13 protein-coding genes and 1 tRNA gene are annotated in these 16691 nt (G+C 62.0%); 7 read left to right on the plus strand and 7 right to left on the minus strand.

Translation table 11 applies throughout. The features are described 5' to 3' along the window. Positions 1 to 68 precede the first annotated feature (68 nt). Together H2510_RS10445 and H2510_RS10450 are read left to right on the plus strand one after the other, a co-directional pair. Complete coding sequence (locus H2510_RS10445; protein ID WP_222438577.1) at positions 69 to 1433, plus strand: MFS transporter; 1365 nt, start codon at positions 69 to 71, stop codon at positions 1431 to 1433. Between the two features lie 25 nt (positions 1434 to 1458). Beyond that, positions 1459 to 2400, plus strand: a complete 942-nt coding sequence (locus H2510_RS10450; RefSeq protein WP_186628271.1) for a TAXI family TRAP transporter solute-binding subunit — start codon at positions 1459 to 1461, stop codon at positions 2398 to 2400. Between the two features lie 18 nt (positions 2401 to 2418). Here H2510_RS10450 and H2510_RS10455 read toward each other — a convergent pair whose 3' ends face one another. Beyond that, positions 2419 to 3528 (minus strand): class I SAM-dependent methyltransferase, encoded by a 1110-nt coding sequence (locus H2510_RS10455; RefSeq protein ID WP_186628484.1) that lies wholly within the window; start codon positions 3526 to 3528, stop codon positions 2419 to 2421. A 275-nt stretch (positions 3529 to 3803) separates the two neighbouring features. Here H2510_RS10455 and dapA point away from each other — a divergent pair, with 275 nt between their 5' ends. Both dapA and H2510_RS10465 read left to right on the plus strand, forming a co-directional pair. Next, positions 3804 to 4682 (plus strand): 4-hydroxy-tetrahydrodipicolinate synthase, encoded by an 879-nt coding sequence (gene dapA / locus H2510_RS10460; RefSeq protein WP_186628272.1) that lies wholly within the window; start codon positions 3804 to 3806, stop codon positions 4680 to 4682. 89 nt (positions 4683 to 4771) lie between these two features. Next, positions 4772 to 5365 (plus strand): cysteine hydrolase family protein, encoded by a 594-nt coding sequence (locus tag H2510_RS10465; protein WP_186628273.1) that lies wholly within the window; start codon positions 4772 to 4774, stop codon positions 5363 to 5365. Between the two features lie 17 nt (positions 5366 to 5382). Here the strand turns inward: H2510_RS10465 and H2510_RS10470 are convergent, their stop codons facing one another. Further along, entirely contained in the window at positions 5383 to 5931 is a 549-nt protein-coding gene (locus tag H2510_RS10470; protein WP_186628274.1) for a cysteine hydrolase family protein, read from the minus strand. 14 nt (positions 5932 to 5945) lie between these two features. After that, positions 5946 to 10079: a bifunctional nitrate reductase/sulfite reductase flavoprotein subunit alpha gene (locus tag H2510_RS10475; protein WP_186628275.1), complete on the minus strand. Its 4134-nt coding sequence runs from the start codon at positions 10077 to 10079 to the stop codon at positions 5946 to 5948. 137 nt (positions 10080 to 10216) lie between these two features. Here H2510_RS10475 and H2510_RS10480 point away from each other — a divergent pair, with 137 nt between their 5' ends. After that, positions 10217 to 10816, plus strand: coding sequence for a PadR family transcriptional regulator (locus H2510_RS10480; protein WP_315901323.1), 600 nt, complete (start codon positions 10217 to 10219; stop codon positions 10814 to 10816). Further along, entirely contained in the window at positions 10813 to 12300 is a 1488-nt protein-coding gene (locus tag H2510_RS10485) for an MFS transporter (protein ID WP_186628276.1), read from the plus strand. Before H2510_RS10480 ends, H2510_RS10485 begins: the two co-directional genes overlap by 4 nt. A gap of 59 nt (positions 12301 to 12359) precedes the next feature. Here H2510_RS10485 and H2510_RS10490 read toward each other — a convergent pair whose 3' ends face one another. Together H2510_RS10490 and H2510_RS10495 are read right to left on the minus strand one after the other, a co-directional pair. Then, on the minus strand, positions 12360 to 13100 hold the full coding sequence (locus H2510_RS10490) for a GAF and ANTAR domain-containing protein (protein ID WP_186628277.1): 741 nt from the start codon (positions 13098 to 13100) through the stop codon (positions 12360 to 12362). Positions 13101 to 13222: 122 nt separating this feature from the next. Next, positions 13223 to 13675, minus strand: a complete 453-nt coding sequence (locus H2510_RS10495) for a cupin domain-containing protein (RefSeq protein ID WP_186628278.1) — start codon at positions 13673 to 13675, stop codon at positions 13223 to 13225. Positions 13676 to 13789: 114 nt separating this feature from the next. Between H2510_RS10495 and H2510_RS10500 the strand changes: the two genes are divergently transcribed. Next, a complete protein-coding gene (locus H2510_RS10500; protein ID WP_186628279.1) occupies positions 13790 to 14263 on the plus strand; it encodes a universal stress protein in 474 nt (157 codons plus the stop codon). A 31-nt stretch (positions 14264 to 14294) separates the two neighbouring features. On the opposite strand, the gene H2510_RS10505 is transcribed toward H2510_RS10500, so the two are convergent. Together H2510_RS10505 and H2510_RS10510 are read right to left on the minus strand one after the other, a co-directional pair. Further along, a tRNA-Ile gene (locus H2510_RS10505) sits at positions 14295 to 14371 on the minus strand. A gap of 68 nt (positions 14372 to 14439) precedes the next feature. Further along, a complete protein-coding gene (locus H2510_RS10510; RefSeq protein ID WP_186628280.1) occupies positions 14440 to 16578 on the minus strand; it encodes a molybdopterin-dependent oxidoreductase in 2139 nt (712 codons plus the stop codon). Between the last annotated feature and the right edge of the window lie 113 nt (positions 16579 to 16691).

Consider the following 16691-nt stretch of genomic DNA (forward strand, 5'->3'; position numbering starts at 1 on the left):
TGGGGACTCCGGTTGCCGCATCGCTCCATGGCAATCCGCCCAACAGCACTCTGTGGAAGGACCAGCCCATGGCCAACGAGGCCACCTCGATCGCCGATCCGTCGCGCCCGACCCCGCCTGTCTCCTCTCCCGCTGCCACCCGTCGCGCCGTTTACAACACGTTGCGGGGGTCGTCGGGCAATCTCGTCGAGTGGTACGACGTGTACGTCTACACCGTCTTCGCGACGTACTTCGAGAATCAGTTCTTCGATTCGGCGGACAAGAACTCGACCCTTTACGTGTACGCGATCTTCGCGGTCACCTTCCTGATGCGACCGGTCGGCTCGTGGTTCTTCGGCCGCTACGCGGACAGGAACGGTCGACGCGCTGCACTCACGTTCAGTGTCTCGTTGATGGCCGCGTGCTCGCTGGTCATCTCGCTCACCCCGGGACGGGAGAGCATCGGAGTATGGGCGGCGATCATCCTCATTCTGAGCCGTCTGGTCCAGGGCTTCGCCACCGGAGGTGAGTACGGTGCGTCGGCGACCTACATGTCCGAGGCAGCCACCCGTGAGCGTCGTGGCTTCTTCTCTTCGTTCCAGTACGTGACGCTGGTCGGCGGGCATGTTCTCGCGCAGGTGACCCTGTTGATCATGCAGGTGTTCCTCGATCGCGGGCAGATGGAGGAATTCGGCTGGCGCATCGCATTTTTCATCGGCGGTGTCGCCGCCGTGGTCGTCTTCTGGCTGCGGCGCAGCATGGACGAATCGCTGACGAAGGATCAGCTCGCCGCCGTTCGCAGCGGAGTCGATCGAGCGTCCGGTTCGATGAGGGAACTTCTCAGCAACTATTGGCGTGCACTTCTCGTCTGCTTCTTGGTGACGGCCGGTGGCACCATCGCGTTCTACACCTACAGCGTCAACGCGCCCTCGATGATCAGGACCGCGTACGAGGACCGGGGGATGACCGGAACGTGGATCAACCTCTTCGGCCTGGTCTTCCTCATGCTTCTGCAGCCGATAGGCGGGATGATCAGCGACAAGGTGGGTCGCAAACCGCTCCTCGTTTTCTTCGGAATCGGCGGCGTGCTGTACACCTACTTCCTCATCACGTATCTGCCGACGGCGACGTCCGTCTTCGCGTCGGTGACCCTGGTGTGCGTGGGTTACGTCATCTTGACCGGCTACACCTCGATCAACGCGATCGTCAAAGCCGAGTTGTTCCCCTCTCACGTGCGTGCACTCGGCGTCGGACTCGGCTACGCGCTCGCCAACTCTGCATTCGGCGGCACTGCCCCGCTGATCTACCAGGCAGCGAAGAACAGCGGGCAGGTCACCTGGTTCATCGTCTACGTGACGGTGGTGATCGCAGTATCGCTGCTGGTCTACATCTTCGTTCTGCGGAACAAGTCCGAGACCGTCCTCGACCGGGAGCAGGGTCGAGCGTTCGAGTGATCTGCCACGCCTTACAGTGACGAACATGGTCCCGCCCGCAGCGTTGCTCTCCCGCAGAGCAGCGCTGCGGGCGGGACTGCTGGCTGTGAGCGCCGCCGCGGTGGGCACTGCCTGCGCGTCGGATCCTCCACCGCAACTCCGTCTCGCATCAGGTGAGGTCGGCGGCTTCTTCTGGGAGTTCTCGGGCCTGCTCGCCGACGCGGCCGCCGCGACGGCTACGGCGGAGGTCGTTCCGCTGACGACGGCGGGCTCCCTCGACAACCTGGAAGCCTTGGACTCCCGACGTGCCGAGTTGGCACTTACGTTGGCCGACGCCGCATACAGCCATCCGAGTCGAGATTTGGCGGCGGTGGGATGCGTGTACGAGAACTACTTCCAGGTCGCCGTGCGAGCCGACTCGGGCATCGAGACGGTAAGTGATCTGCGCGGGCGGCCGGTGAGCGTCGGCGCCCCGGGATCCGGTGCCACCCTGGTGTCCCAGCGCATTTTCGACGCTACGGGTCTGTCCGGTCCCGGTGCGGTCCGCGAAGTCCAGATGTCGATGAGTTCCGCGTCACATGCCTTGTCAGACAACGAGATCGACGCCGTGATGTGGGCTGGGGGATTGCCGACGCCGGCGTTCGCCGACCCGCCGATGGCAATCCGGTTACTCGATCTGGGCGCCGTGGTCGCGGACTTGAGGCGCGAGTTCGGGACCGCGTACGAATCGGTCCTGGTGCCGGCGAACGTCTACGGCGAACATCCGGAAGTGACGACCGTCGGAATCCCGAACCTGCTGCTGGCCCACCCGGACGTGCCGGACCGGACTGTGGCGGAATTGGTGGGCCTGCTGCTCGATCAGTCGTCCTCGCTCGTTCCCCGACAGGCGATCGGTAGCCAATTCCTCGACGCCCGGTCGCTCGTCATGACCGGCGCCATCCCTCTTCATCCCGGGGCCGAAGCGGAGTACCGCAGGCGGCACGGGTGAGATGACCAGGTCGGTCGGTCAGCGCGCAGCCAATCGCCACAGCGACGTCGTCTCGCGTGACCGCGCGGCGTGAAAGAGATCGTCGGTGTCACGCGCACGGGAATGCGTCGGCGCGGTGTCTGTTCTGCCGAGTACTTCCAGGCCGGCGCGGTCGATTGCCGCGAGGAGGTCCTCGCGTGTCGCGAGCCCGAGGAGTTCCGCCAGATCTGAGATCACCAGCCAGGCCTCGCCGCCGGGTTCGAGATGCTTGGGAAGCCGATCCAGGAAAGCACGCAGCATGCGGCTTCCCGGGTCGTAGATCGCGTGTTCTATCCCCGAGGTCGGCTTCGTGGGAATCCACGGCGGATTGCACACCACCAGGGATGCGCGTCCGGCAGGAAAGATGTCGGTGAGCTGCACGTCGACGCTGTCGGCGAAACCCAGTCGTTCGAGATTGGAGGTGGCGCATGCAACCGCCCGTGGGTCCCGATCCGTCGCGACGATGTCGGTGACACCGCGCCGCGCCAGGACAGCAGCCAAAACTCCTGTGCCGGTACCGATATCGAAGGCCGTGGTCGTTCCGTCGGGAAGGGAAGTGTTCGCCACGAGCTGCACGTATTCGCCACGCAGTGGCGAGAAGACGCCGAAGTGTGGCTCGATGGTGGCGTCCAGTGCGGGAATGTGAACACCCTTGCGTCGCCATTCGTGTGCGCCGATGAGACTGAGCAGTTCTCGAAGAGACAACAGCGACGGCGTCGAGGCCTCGCCGTAGACCTCACGGGCCGCGAGCGCGACGTCGGGTGCTCTGCCGTAGTCGAGAACAAAATTCGAATCGAGTTCGACGAGCAGCATTCCGAGAGTGCGCGCACGCCGCGCCTGATCCTGGCGGTGGAGATGAAAGTCTTCTGCCGGAGTGGACGACGGCCGTCGGGCCCGTGGCTCGGCTCGCCGGGTGATCGCCTTCAGCAATTGGCGTGCATTGTTGAAATCGCCACGCCAGAGTAAGGACTCACCGATCGACGCCCGCTTGTATGCGACATCGGCGGTAATGTCGTCGCCGATGATGTGGATGGCCTTCGGCGGTGGGGCGTTGTTCTCCGAACGCCACCGCGCCGAGCGCTCCTGCCCGTTCTCCGTCCACACGACCATCGGGCCCTCCGGTTCGGAGAGTTCGCGATCTTTCGAGACGAGGGTGGTCGGGTCGACGATCATGCTTTCGCGCTTTCGAGCGGCCGCGTTGTGGCTGCGACGTTGAGCTGGTTCACAGGGCCCCTTCGGTTGAAATTCAAGTCAACCACAACGACCGGATTCGGACCGCCCAGCGACGCCGCGATCCACTGGCCGCGGTGGCCGAAGCCCGGACATCGCTGCGTTCGTCTACCATTCCCGACGTAGATCGAACTCTGGACGGAAGGCGTCACGCTGTGATCACCGGAAGCATCGTTGCAATTGTCACGCCTATGACCGATAACGGCGAGATCGACCATGCATCGTTCGCTGAACTAGTCGAGCGCCAGGTCAGCGGCGGAACATCGGCGATTGTTGCAGCTGGAACAACCGGCGAATCGTCGACGCTCTCGGTGGCCGAGCACACCGAAATCATTCGAGAAACCATCAACGTGGTTGCCGGACGTATTCCGGTCATTGCGGGTACCGGCGCGAATTCGACGTCCGAGGCGATTCATCTCACCAGGGCTGCCAAGGCCGCCGGAGCCGATGGTGCGCTGCTGGTCACTCCGTACTACAACAAGCCCCCGCAAGAGGGGCTGTACCGACACTTCCGTGCGGTCGCCGAGGCCGTCGACATACCCCAATACCTCTACAACGTGCCCTCGCGTACAGGCTGCGACATGCTCCCGTCGACCGTCGCCAGGCTCGCGGAGATTCCGAACATCGTCGGCTTGAAAGAAGCTGCGGGCGACCTGGACCGCGTCCGCGAATTGGTTGCTCTCGAACTCGGAGACTTCGCGTTGTATTCGGGTGACGACGGTACGGCGAGGGCCAGCATGTTGGCCGGATTCCATGGCAACATCTCAGTGACCGCAAATGTTGCCCCGGAGGCGATGGCTCGGATGTGCGCTGCCGCCCTGGCAGGTGACTCCGAAGGTGCGTCGGAAATCGATGCGAAGCTCGTCGGCCTGCACACAGCCTTGTTCGCCGAACCGAACCCCATTCCGGTGAAGTGGGCGCTGGCGGAGATGGGATTGATGCCCGGGGGCATCAGGCTGCCACTGGTTCCGCTCGACGAATGGCATTACGAGGACGTTAGGGCAGCGCTTCGTACTGCAGGTTTGCTGGGCTGACGCTCGATCGGCACGGGTTGCAACGTGGAAGCAACCTGCGCGGATTTAGGTTCGGTGTCCGAGTTCCGAGCATCCAGGAGGATGTAAGAATGACCGACAACGTGACGCTTCGCCAACTGACCGGAATGCCCGACGCGCCGTCTGCGCTCGCCAATTCGGCTTTGATCATGATCGATCTTCAAAACACTTACACCCAGGGTGTCTTGGAACTCGTCGGGGTTCAACCTGCACTGGATGCTGCTGCCGACCTGCTCGAGCGGGCTCGTAGTGCCGGTACGCCGATCTTCCACATCATGCACGACGCCGGGGTAGGAAGTCCGTACGACATCAGCGCCGATATCGGTCAGATCGTCGAGCGAGTCGCTCCCCGCGGCGATGAATCGGTGATCGTGAAGAACTACCCGAACTCATTCGTGAGCACCGACCTCGACGAGAGGTTGCGTGCACTCGGAGTGGAAAATCTGTTGCTCGCCGGATTCATGACACACATGTGCGTCAACTCCACCGCCCGGGGAGCGTTCAGTCTGGGCTACAGTCCGACGGTCGTCGCCAGCACCACAGCCACCCGATCGTTGCCCGGTGCAGGCGGCGTCGACGCCGGCGCACTCCAGGCCGCGAGCCTGGCGTCGATCGCAGATCTGTTCGGCGTCGTCGCCCCGGACGTGGCTGCAATCCCGGACTGACGTTCAGCCGGTTCTGGTCAAAACACGACGGATTCGGTGTCGATAGTTCCTGCTTCTCGTCCCGGTGCGGTCTGGAAACTCCAGTACAGGTTGGTGTGCGAGACGACCTCTGCCGGGGCAGGTGCACCCCACTCGGTGAGGTCTTCCGTCGTGTGCGCGTCGCTGACGAGAATGGTGTCGTAGCCGCGTGCAAGGGCGCCATGCAGGGTGCTTCGAATGCACTGGTCCGTTTGCGCGCCTGCCACGATCAATCGTCCGACCGCCGCCTCGGCCAGAATGGACTCGAGCTCGGTGTCTTCGAACGCGTCGCCGTAGGTCTTGTGGACCAGCGGTTCCGACGCATGCCGCACGAGTTCGGGGACGTACTCCCATCCAGCACTGCCCCGGGGAAGCTGATCGGAGGAGTGTTGCACCCAGACGACCCGAACGTCCTGCGCGCGTGCCTTGTCCACCAACCTGACGATATTGGCGATAATCGCCTCGGACCCGATCGAACTGGCCATGACATCGATCTGCACGTCGACGACGAGCAGTGCGGTATTGGGACGGCCGGGCAGGGTGGTCACGGGATCGAGGATAGTCAGTACACGTCCCGCACGTAACGCTTTTCTGCCGCCAATGCTTTGACGTAGGCCTCCGCGCTGGCGGGCGCGAGTCGACCATGTTGAGCAACAACGCCTTTCAGGGCATTGTCGACGTCTTTTGCCATTCGTGAAGCATCGCCGCATACGTAGAAGTGTGCACCGCGCTGGAGCCACTCCCACAGCTGCGCACCATGTTCGCTCATTCGATCCTGCACGTAGACCTTCGCGCTCTGATCACGCGAGAAAGCCAGATCCAGCCGGGTCAGCGACCCGTCGTCGAGCATCGTGGTCAGTTCCTCGCGATAGTAGAAGTCCGTGGAGGCATGCTGTTCGCCGAAGAACAACCAGTTCGGTCCGGTGTGTCCGCGTGCTCGGCGCTCGTGCAGGAATGCGCGGAACGGGGCGACGCCGGTGCCGGGCCCGACCATGATCATCGGCGCGGCCGGGTCCTCCGGTGGTTTGAAGTGCGCCGACTTCTGCACGAAAATGCTGACGTCTTCACCTTCGGCGTGATCGGCCAGATACGTCGAACAGACACCACGTCGAGGGACACCATGGATGTTGTAGCGCACCGTGGACACTGTCAGCTGTACTTCACGCGGATTCTCCTTAGGACTCGAAGAAATCGAATACAGCCGCGGCTGAAGCGGTTTGAGGACACCGAGCCATTCATCGATCCCCGCACGCACCGGAAGATGCGTGAGGACGTCGACCGCCTGACGGCCCCAGATCCAATCCTGCAGGTCCTTCTTGCTCTCCGGCATCAACAAGCGTTCCAGATCGTCGTCGTGCGTGCGGGAATGGACGAACTTCAACAGATCCGGGGAGATTTTCGCGATCTCCAACCGGTCGCGTAGGGCGTTGCGAAGCGGCATCGCATTGTGCCCGGCAATGTCTACGACGCTGTCGCCGTCGAGCTCGGTCAGTTCGAGCCACTCGTCCACCAGTGCGATGCTGTTGCGCGGCCACACACCGAGTGCATCGCCTGCCTCGTAGCTCAACGTGCCGTCGGGAAGGTGGAATCCGAATTGGCGGACATCCTTTCTCGACCCGGTCGCCGTCAGAACAGTGTTGCGCACCAGAGCCGTTGCCAGCGGAGCTTTCTTGCCGTAGGTCGGGACCATCTCGACCGTGGTTCCAGCGGAGGCGACAGGTTGTGCTGGCGGCGGCGTGCCCAATTTGGACACCACGCGATCCAGCCACACCGACGCCGCTTCCTCGAATTCCGGCTCGCAATCGACGCGTCCCACCAGACGCTGCGCACCCAGTTCGGCGAATCGACTGTCGAGACGTCGACCGTTCCCGCAGAAATCTTCGTAGCTCGAATCACCCAGGGCGAGAACAGCGAATCTGTTTCCGGACAGATCAGGAGCGGAGTCGCCGGACAGTCCGTCGAGGAAGGACGTGCCGTTGTCCGGGGCGTCACCGTCGCCCGTAGTGCTGCTGATCAGGAGCACATCGCGGTATCGCACCAGCTCGGTTGGTGCGAAGTTCTCCATGACGTGCTCTTCGACGAGAAGACCCGTCGACCGGAGATGCTCGACGCAGCTGGACGCGAATTCTTCTGCCGTCCCCGTCTGGGAAGCCCACAGTACGAGTACCGGTGGTTCGCCATCGCTGGCCGATTCGAGGGGAACGGGTGTCTGCGGCGCCGCAGTCGTGGCGCTGCGTGAGAACAATCCGGCGAGCATGCCGCCGAGCCAGGCGTGAGTTTCTGCGGACAACGGCGTCGTCGTCGGCAGAATGGGAACTCCTGCGGCACTACGGCCGGCGTCCGTCCGTAATCCGGCCAACAGGCCCGCCACATAACGCTGCTCGATCAGCGGAAGGGGCAGCGACGGCCCGGAAACTTCGCCCACGAGGTCGGCAAAGGAGTCGATCGGTGACATGGCGTCTCCTCCATGTTCTGGACCGGAATGTGACTGAGATTCCGCTGCAGGAACCTTGGTCAAAGTGACCGCACAGATCTTGAATTCCGGCTGCTGTGAGTACGGATCGACCGCGTCGTTGGTCACCGCATTGATCGAAAGGTATTCACCGAACGAATCGTTCCAGTGGAACGGTGCGAAGCAGTCGCCGGGCCTGACCCGGTCGCTGACGAGCGCGGGCAGTACCGCTCGCCCGCGGCGCGACGCGACCTCGACCCGGTCACCTGACTCGCAGCCGAGGCGCTCGGCGTCGCGCGGATGGATCTCGACGAAAGGACCCGGGTTGAGCTTGTTGAGCTTCGCTACTTTCCCGGTCTTGGTCATCGTGTGCCACTGATGTTGCAGGCGGCCGGTATTGAGAAGGAAGGGATAGTCGTCGTCGGGCATCTCAGCCGGTGACATCGAGGGTCGGGCGAAGAACTGGGCCCGACCGGATGGCGTGGGAAAGGACAGGCGCGGTGTACTGCCATCGTCGAGCATGCGCAGAGTGTGACTGACGCCGTCGTTGAGATATCTGATCGGGTGGCGGTCTTCGCCGTCGTCCGGCGGGCACGGCCACTGCAGCGGCGTCGTACGGAGTCGCTCGTAGGTGACACCGCGTAAGTCGTATCCGGTCTTGGGGTTGGAGAACTCCTTGATCTCCTCGAATATCTCCTCCGCGCACGAATAGGTGAACGCCTCGGAGTAGCCGAGCTCGCACGCCATCAGCGCGATGATCTGCCAATCCGGTAGTGCTTGGCCGGGAGCGCCGACGGCCTTCTGGAACAGAGTGAGATTCCGTTCGGAATTGATCATGACGCCCTCGGACTCGGTCCACAGGGCCGCCGGAAGGATGACGTCGGCATAGCCGTTGGTTTCCGTGTCGGCGAATGCGTCCTGGGTGATCACCAATTCGGCCCGCTCGAGACCGGCGATGACCGTCTTTCGATTAGCTACCGACGCAACAGGATTGGTACAGATGATCCAACATGCCTTGATTTCCCCGTCGGCCATCCGGGAGAACATGTCGATGGTGCCCGCACCGACATCGGTACGCAGCGTGCCTGGTGGGAGGTTCCACTTGTTCTCGACGAAGGCGCGATCCTCGTCGACCAACACTGTCCGCTGGCCGGGAAGCCCCGGTCCCATGTAACCCATTTCACGGCCGCCCATGGCGTTCGGTTGGCCGGTGAGCGAGAACGGTCCGCTTCCACGCTTACAGATCGCACCGGTCGCCAAGTGCAAATTGACCAGGGCATTGGTGTTCCACGTCCCGTGCGTCGACTGATTGAGTCCCATTGTCCAGCAGCTCATCCAGTTCTCGGCCTCGCCGATCCACCGTGCGACCGTGTACAGATCGGCTTCCGGGATACCAGTCTTGGCACTCACGCGAGACGGTGTGTAGTCGGCAAGGAAGTCCTCCATGACGTCCCAGCCGTCGGTGAACTCGGCGATGAACCGGTTGTCGGTCAGCCCCTCCGCGAGCAGGATGTGCAGCACTCCGTTGAGCAAATCCAAGTCCGTCCCCGGAGCGAGCTGGAGGTGAAGGTCGGCTTTGTCGGCAGTCGCGTTCCGCCGAGGGTCGACGACGATCAACTTCGCGCCGCGCTTGACGCGGTCCATCATCCGCAGAAACAGAATCGGGTGACAGTCGGCCATATTCGCCCCGGTCACCAAAAAGACATCGGCATGATCGAAATCCTCGTACGACCCGGGCGGCCCGTCCGCACCAAGCGAGAGCTTGTATCCGGTGCCCGCGCTCGCCATGCAGAGGCGAGAGTTCGATTCGATCTGATTGGTTCCGATGAAACCCTTGGCCAACTTGTTGGACAGATACTGCGCCTCGATGGACATCTGCCCCGAGACATACAGGGCAAAAGCGTCGGGACCGTGCTCGTCGATCAGCGCGCGCAGCTTCCGAGCCGTTCGCTCGATCGTTTTTCTCGTGTCCGCCGGTTGCGGATCATCGCCGCGATTGGCCCGTACACGCGCGGCGTCGAGCCGTCCGGGCGCAGCGAGCATGTCCGACGTCGTCGAGCCCTTGGTGCATAGTCGACCGAAATTGGCAGGGTGGGACTTGTCGCCGACCGATGTGGTGACTATCGAGGGTAGATCCGGGCGTTGTTCGATCTGGAGTTTCATGCCGCAACCCACACCGCAGTACGCGCACACCGTCTTGACGGAATGCGCGAATACGGAGGTATCGATGGGCTTCGCTGACATGACTCCAACGATGCGCACCGGACGATTCACGTCGATGACGCATCAGTTAGCCCGACGTGACGTTGTCCTCACAGAGCATTTCCAGTGATGGTGAAGCGGATTTTGACACGAATAAGTACTCGTGCAAGAGTACTCGCGTGTCTTCGATCCGATTGTTCATTCTCGGCTCGTTCGCGCAGCGAGGCGAGATGCATGGTCACCAACTTCGTCTCTTGGCCGAAGAAGAACATGTGCAGATGTGGACGGATATTTCGGTGGGAGGCCTCTACGGTGCGCTGAAGAGACTTCATGCCGAGGGTCTGATCGCGGATGTGCGGACCGAGCAGGACGGGAACTTCCCGGCCCGGCAGGTGTATGCGATCACCGATCGTGGGCGCGAGCAGCTGCAAGCCTTGCAAAGCGAGGGCCTGTCCAATTTCGTGCTTCGCCCCGACCCGTTCGACTTGGCTCTGACCAGGCTCGACCCCGACCGGCTCGACCACTTACCCGAGGTGATTGCGGAACGGGTCCGACTGTTGAACGAACTCCTTCGGACCACCGTCGATGAGAACGAACAAGCGCATCCGTATCTGACGTTGGCCGAAACCTACGCGCTCGAGCATCGCGAACATCGTCTGCGGGCAGAGATCGAATGGCACGAAGGGTTCGTTGCTGCATTACCGGGCATTCTCGCCGACGAACGACACAGAATTCACCCCCCACTTCCCACCTGTACACAGAACAGCGAGACAAGATGACCGACAACAGCTCACGGGTATCGGCGCCTCCCGTCGAAGTGCCACGTCGCGCCTGGCAGGCACTGGTTGTACTGCTGCTCGGGATGTTCATGGCCTTGCTGGACACAACCATCGTCAACGTTGCGCTTCCGACGATCAGCACTAGCCTCAACGCCTCCGAGGCAACTCTTTCGTGGATCATCTCCGGATACGCCCTTGCTTTCGGGTTGGCGCTGATCCCTGCAGGAAAGATCGGCGACCGGATCGGCCACAAGTGGGTCTTCTTCACCGGATTGGCACTGTTCACCGTCGCCAGCTTTGCCTGCGGCCTCGCGCAGAACGATCTTCAATTGGTCATCGCGCGAATTGTGCAAGGACTCGCAGGCGGAATCTTCGTCCCCGCCGTGACGGCCTTCATTCAACTCCTCTTCCCAGGCCAGGTGCGTGGCAAAGCCTTCGCGATCATGGGTGCAGTCATCGGTGTCTCGACAGCATTGGGACCGATTGCAGGCGGTCTCATCATCGAAGCCTTCGGGGACGAAAACGGTTGGCGTGGCGTGTTCTGGGTGAACTTGCCGATCGGAATCATCGGACTCGTTGCAGCCGCACTGCTGCTTCCCGGACGCCCGGAGAACCGAACGGTCGCGGCGAAGACCGGAATCGACTGGATCGGACTCGTCCTCATCACCGCAGGTCTGGTCGCACTGTTGGTCCCTCTCATCGAAGGGCAGGACCAGGGTTGGCCGGTATGGACCTATGTCTCGATCGTGGCGGGTGTCGTTCTCATCGCAGTATTCGCCGTATGGGAAGTGTTCTACACCAAGCGTCGTGACAACCCATTGGTGCCGCCGAAGCTGTTCGCTCACCCCGCTTTCACCGGCGGCACAATTCTTGCGCTCGTCTATTTCGCGTCGTTCACCAGTATCTTCTTCACCATCTCGCTGCTGTGGCAGAGCGGGCTCGGAAACTCCGCACTGTCTTCCGGCATCGTGATGCTGCCGTTCGCAATCGGCAGCATCATTGCCTCGTCCCAGAGCAACCGGCTCACACAGCGGCTCGGTCGGACGGTTCTGTTGATAGGCACCTCGTTCGTTGCGATCAGCCTGATCTGGATGTGGCTCATCCTGGCCACCACCGATGCCGCAGACCTCACCAACTGGAAATTGTTGCTGCCCATGCTGATCGGTGGTCTGGGCAACGGCGCATTCATCGCTCCGAATGCTCAGTTCATCGTGGCAACCGTCGACCGCGCAGATGCAGGCGCAGCCAGCGGTGTCATCGCTACGATGCAGCGGATCGGCAGCGCGGTCGGTATCGCGGTCATCGGCAGCGTGCTGTTCGGTAATCTGACGATCACCGGACCCGATACGGTGGCCAGCGGATTCATGCACGGGGCGTCTATTGCGATGTCAGTCAGCGCGGCCTTCGGAGTCGTGGCACTGCTGCTGGTATTCGCACTGCCCAAACGCGTCGACGCCCCGAGGCCCATGGTGCCGAGCGAGTAGTACGCCGGGGTTGTGTGCAGTCCGTTCTCTGGCTGCACACAACCCGAGCGGTCAGGCCCTCAGGGCTGCAGGCTCCGGGTGTGCAGGCTTTGGGTGTGCGACTCGATTACCGATCGCGCCAGCGCTGCGATCTTGACGTTCATATCCTGAGAGGTCTTGCGCAGCATCTGGAAAGCCTGATCGTCGGTGACCTCGTGCATGACCATCAACAAGCCGATAGCCTTCCCGATCTCCCTGTTACTTTCTAGACCGAGACGCAGAGTGTCGGCCTGTTCGCCTTTGATGATGGCGGCAACTGTGACGGCCGCGAACGCTGCGACCACGATTGCACGGTCAGCCGTATCGCTGTCGAATCGGCCGGCGCTATCGCTGAACAGATTGAGTGCGCCTACCTTTTTGCTATCGAGCATCAAACGAAAACCCATTGCGCCACGCACGGGCGTCCGCGCAAGGACACCACGGGCAAGGGCCGGCCACTTCCCGGGAGTGTTGAAGTCTGGTTCGATCTGGGCGGCTTCACTCGTGATCGCGTCGAGACAGGGTCCTTCGCCGGTAGCGCGCTCGATGTCGTCGACGACCCGTGCGATCTGATCCGACGCTGCAACCGTCACCGGCTTGCCCCGTCCGGTCAGCATCAGGCTGGCATGATCGCACCCGGGGATCAGCAGAGTCGCCGCCACACAGATGGCTGAGTAGACCTCGTCCGCTGCCCGACCGCGATACACGATGTCCGCAAGTGCGGCGAAGACCGTAGCCGGGTCGGCCGAGGCCGATTTGTCGAGAATCGAGTCGTCGTTCATCAAGACTCCGTTCGAAAAAAGGAATGCTCGAGGATGCTTTCCGTGCGCTGCCCGCTTCTCGAGGAGCCACATCCGACCTACGAGGATACCGACCGCATCGCTCCGATCCACCGTCAGGGCGCTCAGGCACACGGTGGAGCAGGCGCATCCTCCGCGAAAGGCTTGCCGGGAGGCTCGATGTAAGCGGCGTACAGAACGACCGGAACCGTCCCGGCATTGATGCCCTCGTGTACGTGGTTGCCCCCGACATCCTCGACCACAACATTGCCTGCTGGGGTCGACACCTCACTGCAATCCGTCAGGGTCCTGGTCAGGACACCAGACTCGACATACGCGTACACCGGGCCGTCGTGAAAATGCCATCCAGTAGAGCCACCGGGCGCGATCGTGATCTTGCGCGCAGTGAAGTCGGTTCCGGAAAGGTCGGCACTGCCGGGGATGAGCGGAAAAGATACGTGTGCCAGTGTCTCGGCCGTCACGCCCGACGGCGGAGTGGCATCGGCGAGCGCAGGAGACAGTGTCGCAACAGCGATGCAGCAGAACCCGACAGTGGCCGAGCGGACGATCTTGGACATCAAAATGAACCTCTCGTCGGTGGGCCGGTAGCGGGAAGTCCAGACTAGAACCCGGCAATGGAGTCTGGGGTGGGTATCAGCGAGTTACGTTCCGGGCCTGGGTAACCTGCAGACGTGGATGAGTCGGCGGAAACTCGCGGTAACCAAGCGCACACCTTCGAATACGGTGTCGACGGGCCGAAAGCAATTCTCGTCGGCATCGACGGGTCGGATTCCGCATGGAGAGCTGCGGCATACGCCGCTGGGCTGGCGCGACGCCAGGACTCGTTGCTGGTTCTCGCCTACGTTCAGCAGTTGTTCACAACCGGATGGGGTCAGGCTGGCATCCCGCTCGTCGAGACGGGGAAACAGATCGCCGAAGAACTGCTCGCCTACATCAAAGAATCGACCTCGCGGATGGAATCGATCCGATGGGAGTTCCGTACCGCACAGGGGGATCCCTACAGCGGCCTCGTCGGAATCGCGGATGAACTACGGGTCGACGCCATTGTCGTCGGGGCATCCGAACATGCAGGCCACCGAATGTTCGGGTCCGTCGCAGTGCGGTTGGTGAAAACCGGACGCTGGCCCGTCACAGTGGTTCCGTAGATCGCCGTGAGTGAGGGCTGGACTGAGAAAATGGTGGGGCGGGCGGGGCTCGAACCCGCGACCAATGGATTATGAGTCCACGGCTCTAACCGACTGAGCTACCGCCCCATCTCGCACCGAGCGAGCCGTGACGAATGCTACTTCAAAGCATCGCCGACGTGTGCCCGCGGGGTCGGTCATGTCGGCGAGATCGTGACGGGCACTCCGTTGAGGATCGCGTTGGCCGAGACCGCGTCGACCCGGTGTGGGTCGGTGACGTCGTTGATGCTCGCTCCCAGGACCGTGGTCGCTACGGATAGTTCGACGCCGGGACGCTGGTGTCCGAACCCGTGCGGCATGCTCACTACGCCCGGCATCATTCGGTCGGTCGCGAGTACCTCTATCTGCACCGATCCGGCAGCCGAGGTCACCGACACGACCGAACCGTCTTCGATGTTGCGCTCGAGCAGATCATCGGGGTGCGCGAAAAGTTGATGACGCGGTTTGCCCTTCGTCAGTCTCGCCGAGTTGTGCATCCAGGAATTGTTGCTGCGCAGATGCCGTCGACCGATCATGAGAAGTTGGTCTCCGCTGGGCACCCCTGCGGTTCTCATCAGATCGCGCAGAGCTGGCAATTCCGCGATGATGATGTCCTGCAACAGGTTTATTCGTTTGTTCCGAGTCTGCAGCTTTCCGGGAAACCCGGGGCGGAGCGGTCCGAGATCGGTGCCGTGTGGAGTTTTTTTCAGCTTCGCCACCGACAGGCCGGCGCGATGACTGCGGAGCAGCAGATCGATCGTTCGTCGTGGCGACAGACGTAAACGAGCTTCCGCGACAGCCGATTTCGGTGTCAGGCGCGTACGAAGACGGTCGAACATGGACGACCCTGCGAGGCGTGCCTGATAGCGAATACCGAGATCACGGAAAATCTCCCAATCCGATTTAGAACCAGGCTTTTTCGTCAGGATTGCCGGCATGAATTTCGCCGTGTTGCGGACAGCGAAGGACTGAAAGATGAGGTCGTAGTGGTCACGCTCGAGCGACATCGTGGGCGGAAGAATAAGGTTCGCGTGCCGTGATGTCTCGTTGATGTAGAAGTCGAAGGACACCATAAAATCCAAGTCTGCGAAGGCCTGGTTCAACCTGGTGCCGCCCGGCATGGACAACACCGGATTGCCGGAAAACACCGCCATGGCCCTGATCTGACCGTCGCCGGGGGTGGTCATCTCGTCGACCAAGGTCGAGCACGGAAATTCCCCCGCGAACTCGGGCAGATCTCGAACACGACTGCGCCACTTGTCGAAATGCCCTCGGCCGACGATCTTCTTCCGGATGAGATCCACCGCAGGGTCGGTGAGCAGTGCACCACCGACCCGGTCGAGATTGCCTGTCAGGATGTTGAGTACTTGAATCGCCCACTGACAGAGACTGCCGAATTGCTGTGTCGAGACACCCATTCGGCCGTAGGCGACCGCGGATCGCGCATTGGAGAACTGTGTTGCCAGCGAGACGATGTCGGCAGCCTCGATGCCCACAACGGCTGCGACCGCGTCGGGAGTGAAATCCCGGACCAGATTCGCCACCTCCTCGGCGCCGTCGACATAGTCCGCGACCCGGGTGGTCCCTTCCGCTATGACGACGTTGATCAACGCGAGGAGCAGTAGCCCATCGGTACCGGGCCGAATGAAGTGGTGGACGTCTGCAATGTCCGCAGTTTCGGTCTTGCGGGGGTCGACCACCACGAGAGTGCCGCCGCGCGCCTGCAGATCGTGGGCGCGACGTGCAAAGTCCGGCACCGTCATCATGCTGCCGTTCGAGGCCATCGGATTGCCACCGAGGATGAGAAAGAAGTCGGTGTTGTCGATATCGGGAATCGGTAGAGCCAGTTGGTGGCCGTACAGCAGGTGATTCACGAGCTGATGGGGGAGTTGGTCGAGTGAGGTAGCCGAGTATCGATTGCGGGTGCGCAGCATCGACGTGAACGGAATCCCATGAGTCATCGAACCGAGGCTGTGGACGTTCGGATTCCCCTGATAGACACCGACAGCGTTGGACCCGTACTGCTCACGCGTGGCAACCAGGCCCTCGACCACCAAGTCGTACGCTTCGCTCCATTCGATCTCCACCCAGTCGGCGCCCTCGCGTCGAACAGGCTTGATCAAGCGGTCGGGATCGGCGTGTAGATCGATCAAGGACAGTGCCTTCGGACAGATGTGCCCGCGAGAGAGCGGGTCTTCCTTGTCGCCTCGAATCGACGTGACCGTATTCTCCTCGACCGTGAATTCGAGTCCGCACATCGCTTCACACAGATTGCACGAGCCGTAAGCGATCGTCATCGAGTCTCCTGTCCCTAGTGGCTCGACCTTATCGACGAGTGTCGTCCCTCTCACGCCGAACCGGCCGATAACCCGCCGAGGTAGGTGTTTTCGGGCGTTCTACCAGTATGTCC

The sequence above is a fragment of the Rhodococcus sp. BP22 genome, assembly GCF_014281965.1.
Classification (GTDB): Bacteria; Actinomycetota; Actinomycetes; order Mycobacteriales; family Mycobacteriaceae; genus Rhodococcoides.

Excerpts from the sequence above, each read along its gene's own strand:
- H2510_RS10450 (WP_186628271.1), top strand. The coding sequence starts at position 1,459 with ATGGTCCCGCCCGCAGCGTTGCTCTCCCGCAGAGCAGCGCTGCGGGCG.
- H2510_RS10475 (WP_186628275.1), bottom strand. The coding sequence starts at position 10,079 with ATGTCAGCGAAGCCCATCGATACCTCCGTATTCGCGCATTCCGTCAAG.
- H2510_RS10495 (WP_186628278.1), bottom strand. The coding sequence starts at position 13,675 with ATGTCCAAGATCGTCCGCTCGGCCACTGTCGGGTTCTGCTGCATCGCT.
- H2510_RS10510 (WP_186628280.1), bottom strand. The coding sequence starts at position 16,578 with ATGACGATCGCTTACGGCTCGTGCAATCTGTGTGAAGCGATGTGCGGA.
- H2510_RS10485 (WP_186628276.1), top strand. The coding sequence starts at position 10,813 with ATGACCGACAACAGCTCACGGGTATCGGCGCCTCCCGTCGAAGTGCCA.
- H2510_RS10490 (WP_186628277.1), bottom strand. The coding sequence starts at position 13,100 with ATGAACGACGACTCGATTCTCGACAAATCGGCCTCGGCCGACCCGGCT.
- H2510_RS10455 (WP_186628484.1), bottom strand. The coding sequence starts at position 3,528 with ATGGTCGTGTGGACGGAGAACGGGCAGGAGCGCTCGGCGCGGTGGCGT.
- H2510_RS10445 (WP_222438577.1), top strand. The coding sequence starts at position 69 with ATGGCCAACGAGGCCACCTCGATCGCCGATCCGTCGCGCCCGACCCCG.
- H2510_RS10465 (WP_186628273.1), top strand. The coding sequence starts at position 4,772 with ATGACCGACAACGTGACGCTTCGCCAACTGACCGGAATGCCCGACGCG.